The 5,696-nt window shown below is 32.5% G+C and carries 2 protein-coding genes; both read right to left on the bottom strand.

From position 1 onward, the window contains the following. Nucleotides 1-4,828 (bottom strand): DNRLRE domain-containing protein (locus Q428_RS13150; protein WP_035381667.1); only part of this gene is annotated, 4,828 nt, incomplete at its 3' end. A gap of 221 nt (nucleotides 4,829-5,049) precedes the next feature. After that, a partial coding sequence (locus Q428_RS13145; RefSeq protein WP_201769302.1) for a recombinase zinc beta ribbon domain-containing protein occupies nucleotides 5,050-5,696 on the bottom strand: 647 nt, incomplete at its 5' end.

Here is a 5,696-nt window from a genome sequence, read left to right as displayed (position 1 = left end):
CCCCGCTGTAGTGGAAATAAATTGTTCCACTGGCTGTGGTCATACTTGTTCTCTTGCCTTCATGGTCATAAGTGAATGACGCTATGGTTTGATTTGAGGAATTCTTTACCTCTATTAGCCTGTTTTCTACATCGTAGATAAATGTCTTATTGCCATTGCTTGTGAGGTTCCCATTAGCATCATAGGTGTATACCTGACCATTGACTGACACAAGTTCATTACCATCGTTATAGGCATAATTTGTTATTGCTGTGCTTCCATTTGTTACTGTCTTCTTTGTTCTATTTCCTACTGCATCATATTCATAGGAAATTGTTGTTCCATCAAGAAGGGTTTCCTGTATCAGCTGATTTAATTCATCATATTGATAGTTTATTATCCCATTCTTTGTTGTTACACTTGTTCTGTTACCATTTTCATCATAGGTGTATTCGTATTTGTCAAGAAGTTCTCCTGTTGAGTTAAAATTTTTCAGTGCCTTCAGGCGGTTTGCATCGTCATATTCAAAGGAAGTATATGTTCCATTTGAACGCTTTATTGATATTACATTCCCCTGCTCATCATAAATAAATTTCTCAATACTTCCGCCATTTCTTGTTAAATTCACAATTTGATTTAATGAATTGTATGAATATCCATAAGATGAAGATGCTGTACCTGATGTTATTTGCAGGGATGTTAAGTTGCTGTTATTGTCATATCCATAATCAATACTATTTGAGACACCTTCCTGCTGCTTTGTAACTCTGTTATTTTTATCAAAAGTATAGGATATATTTTTACCTGTAGCTGTTTCTGTAACAGAATTTATATTTCCATTAGCATCGTATCCATAATCCCATTTCTTAATTCCATTATAATATATTTCACTTAATCGGTTAAGAGCATTATAGCTATAGGATACTGTATCTCCCTTAGGGAATATTATTTTTGTTGTATTTCCATTTTTATCGTATCCAAATTCTATAATTTGATTCAATGGATTTATAATTTTTGAAACCTTGTTAAATTCATTGTAATTATAAGTTGTTAACTTATTTCTTGCATCGGTAACAGTTGTACGATTTCCGGCATTATCATAACCATATATGGTTTCATTTAATTTTGCATCTTTTACCTTGGTTAAAAGATTTCTCTTATCATAGGTAAAGAATGTCATTTTTCCTTTGCCATCTGTAATGCCTGTTTTATTTCCAACAGCATCGTATTGGTATTGAACTATATTTCCAATAGGGTTTGTAACTTTTGTTATATAGTTTTGATTTGTATCATATTGATATCCTGTAATTGAATTACCTGTTTCAAGACGCATTGCATCAAAATAAGCTGTTCCTGCCTGATTGTAGTAATAATAATATACATCAATTGAGTTAAATGCTTTTGCAGGCTTTATCTCTGCAGCTACATGCTGCCAGCCTTCTGTTGTTTTGCTAAAGTCATTTGCAAAAACTCCTTGACTACCATCAGTATAGTTTGCAATCACTTGAAGTGCATAGTCTCCACCGCTTGGATTTGCACCTTCCTGCTTTGACCATCCTGATAGGGTAAACTTTGTATTCTGATCACCTGAAAGGTTTATACGCTGCTTGATATATTTATTTTTACCTGTTTCTCCTGTCATCTTGAATGAAGCATTTCCTACATATACGTTATCATCAGTCTGGTTAGATTTTAGATAAACTTTATCATTTACTGTTAAATTACCACTTGTCTGCCAATTAAAAGGCATATTTTGACCATCATATTTCTCAAATCCTGCATTTTCTACAAGACTATAATCACTTACTATTGTTCCCTTTTCTAACTGAATACCATCAAAGTACGCAGTGCCTGCTCCTGCATTCATCCCTACAGAAGCTGCAATTTGAGTAGTTCCTGCCGGTGCACTATCTATAACTGCAAAAACCCTTGTCCAGTCATGAGTTCCTTTTAGATAGTATCCGTAAGTGTGGCCTTTCCAAACATTATTGGCATCATAAAAATCCACCTTAATATAGGCAGAATTTGTTGTATTTACAGTTTTTATATAACCGCTTATTACATATTTTTGTCCTGTTTCATAAGGTAATTTATCGGAAGAAACTGTCACCCAGCCTGTAGGATTTGAAATACTTAAGCCTTTATTACCATATTTCGCTGTACTTGACCATGTGATTAGTGCTGTTTTACCATTTTCTATAGATGATGTCCATTTATCCGGCCAAGTAGTTCCATTTTCAAAATTTCCGTTTGATATTAGATTATCAGAAGATGAAATCATCCTTGTATCATAATCAATATTACCATTTGAAAAATATCTTGATGCTCTTGTCTGGATATTTGCATCTGTAGCTTCAAGTTGATTGTTATTATTATCGTAGGCATTTATGCTTTGATATCCATTAAAATCTGTTTGAACTACAGGATTGTTTCTTTGGTCATAAACTGTTGTTGAATTTTGTCCTTCTGGAAGCTGAACACCAGTTACATTGCCGTTAGCATCATAGGTTATAACATATGCATTTGTATCATTTACTTTATTAATATTTGGTTCAATTATTTGTGTTAAATTATTGTTATTATCATAGAAAAATGTTGTTACTGCATTATTTTGAGCATCTAATGGATTTTCTGTTATCTGAACAATATTTTTATTAGGATTGTATAAATAGTCTATTCTTTTGCCTTCACCATCTATCAGAGTTGTTACGCTATTATTAAAATCATAGGAATAACTTGTTGTGCTTGTGGTTTGCAATCCATTTATTGTTATAGGATGACTGATGTTCTTTACACTGCCAGCTTCATAAGTTATTGTTGTTGCAATATTTCTTTGGTCTATTATCGAAATTAAATTATGATTAGCATCATACCCCATAGATATCTCTTTTAATTCAGGGTCAATTATCTTTATAAGATTACCGTTGGCGTCATATTCATAACTTATTGTACGAGAGCCTGGAATATTAATACTGGAAACATATCCATTAGCTCCATAGTTAATAATTACCTCTCTTAAGGATGCATCTTTAATTAATGTCAACTTTCCATTTGTATAGAATAACTCCGTCTTATTATTGTTTGTATCTATTATGGAACTTAATTTTCCGCTTGTATTAAAATTTATTTTCGTACCATCTGCTTGTGTAATGGTATAAGTTCCATCACCATTTTTTACAAGATTTAAATATATTCCTCCATGTGCCTTATATCCTCCGCCAACCTCTTCTCCAAATATATGACGGGTTCCATCACCATCCATAAAGGTTATTGGGCCTTTGCCTGCATCAACAATCTTTGTTTCTACATTACTTGTCCATCCATAGCCAAACATACCAGAAACATCAGCTTTTCTGCTATTGTAAGTTCTTGTTATCCCTAATGGGATACCCCTTCCTAAGACAGAAAAATCACTTTGTTGAAGCACAAGATTCCCATTTGCAGGATTAACACTATCCTTAGTATAACCCCAGAAATCTTCAAGACCTATTGGATCAACCCAATAGTTAATTGTAAGTTTTGGTGTGTTGTTTCCTATATTTACAGTATTAAATGCTCTAAAAGGAGCTGTATCCTCATTTTGTTGTTTAAGCATAAGTCCATAATTTGGCTGTATGCCGTTATACCAATCTTTAACAAGCTGAGTTATATCCCACTGCCAATACTGATTTGAGGTATTATTTGTTACTGTAGCTTCTTTATTGGCTGCAATTGCAGGCTGTGTATTCCATGTAACAGAACCTGTCCAGTTGCTTGTAATACGATATAAATCAATTGAAACTGTTGTTTGATCTACTTGTGTTTGATAAGCATTAAAATTGGCACTTAATATTTTACTGTCACTTGGAAGACTTGGCAGATAAAACTGTACAAGTGAACGCATTGTTCCATAATAAGATTGATCTACCCCAGTGTACATTTTATTAAGACTTGAATATGATGAATCTTTAAAATTACTTGCGATAAAAGTATCCCTCATAACATCCCAATCATTTATCGTAGGGTCAATTGTAACGGGATACTTAGTATTTGTATCTTCAAGAAAGGTTTTGTCTGCAACTACAACTACATATGCTTTCCCATTTTCTTTTCTTAATACAAGATTTACTTTGTCTGAATATTTGTCATTTGAATCAACCATAAATGGTTTTTCAAAATACCATAATCTTTCATCTTTATTATCTGTAAAATATATAATTCCATCTTTTTCTTCAACCTTTAATCCCTTAAGTTTTATCTCAAATGTGAAAGTGTTTTTGCCTGTATAACTGTTAATAATAATATCTTCTTTAACCTTGTTTCCTTTAACAAAATACTGAATATCAGTTTCTTTATATATGTTTTTATAGCTGATTCCATTATTTTTACTAACACCATTTGCTAATTGTGCATCTATAGGTACAAGGCTGATGCATTTACCATCTTTTTCTATAGATATAATTTCTTCTGGTCCTGCTTTCTCTGAAAAGAGAACATTAAAATCATTGGCCTTATTTTCAAATTTACCAACTTTTTTATTGCTTATCTTTAGATTATTGTCTATCTCTTTCCACTGTTTATCAACAGGATCTTTGTAAAATTGAGGTTCAAGATAAATTTCTTCTGTAAAACTACCGTCAGGATTAAGATAACGAGTAGAATATTTCGTTCTCTTACTTATTAATTCCATTTTAGTTTTTGGGGCTTTATTTGGCAGTTCTCCAATATCAGCTTTGAGAGCATTTTCTTTTGGTGTCTGCTTTAATGGAGCTGCTGCTTCAACTGCAGATACACTAATTAAATTGAAAATGATTAATAAAATCAGCGTAAAAGATATTAATCTTGTGAATTTTTTGAAAGATTTTAACATATTTTTCTCCTTTCAATATTTTATTTACCATCCCTATCTAATAAGTTTACATAACTCTTAGTTCTATATTATAAAAATATTTAGTATGAATCAATGCAATACATTTGGTAAAATAGGTGCAATAAACTTATACTGGAATTTATTAAGAAAACCTTCTGTGCTATTGAAAAAAGCCAGTCAAGGCAACTCCTTCTTACTCCAACTGGCTCATCTTTAATCATTTATTCAACTACAACCTCAATCTCCGTCCTATCAAGCAAACTCACTATTATCTTCTTCCCATCTTTCTCAGTAATCCTAAAAAACATAATCACATCAAATTCTTCTACCTTCTCTGCATCAGCTAAAATCCCCATAAACTGTTTTGCCTTATATCTTACCAATACATTCTCACTTTTAAGTTCTTTCTTCCACTTTTCTATAAAATATTCCTTATTTTCCACCATAGCATTAAACGTATTTACGAAGGCTTGATACAAAACCTTATCATCTATATGCTTATTCTCACAGCTCTTTTTCCCCTTTACTTTATATTTTTTATTGCATCTCCAAACAACCCTTCTTAACCTTTCATCAGTAGAATTCCATACCTTCCTTCCAAAGGCACTGCCGCAGTGTCCACAGATAACTCTTCCTGCAAAGGGATTATCTACTGTTGCATAATCAAGTTTACTGATTTTATATTTTTCTGCAAATGCTCTTCTTCTCTCCATTTCAAGCTGTACTGCAGTATGCATTTCTTTATCTATAATTGCAGGATGGCTTTCTTCTACATAATACATTGGAACTTCTACGTTGTTTACTGCTCTTTTTTTGGTTAAAAAATCGTAAGCGTCAAAAACTCCCCACCTCGGAAAGAAGCATGGAA

This window comes from Fervidicella metallireducens AeB (genome assembly GCF_000601455.1).
Classification (GTDB): domain Bacteria; phylum Bacillota; class Clostridia; order Clostridiales; family Caloramatoraceae; genus Fervidicella; species Fervidicella metallireducens.
The sequence above is the reverse complement of the archived record's forward strand: the minus strand, read 5'-3'. Positions and strand labels throughout refer to the sequence as shown.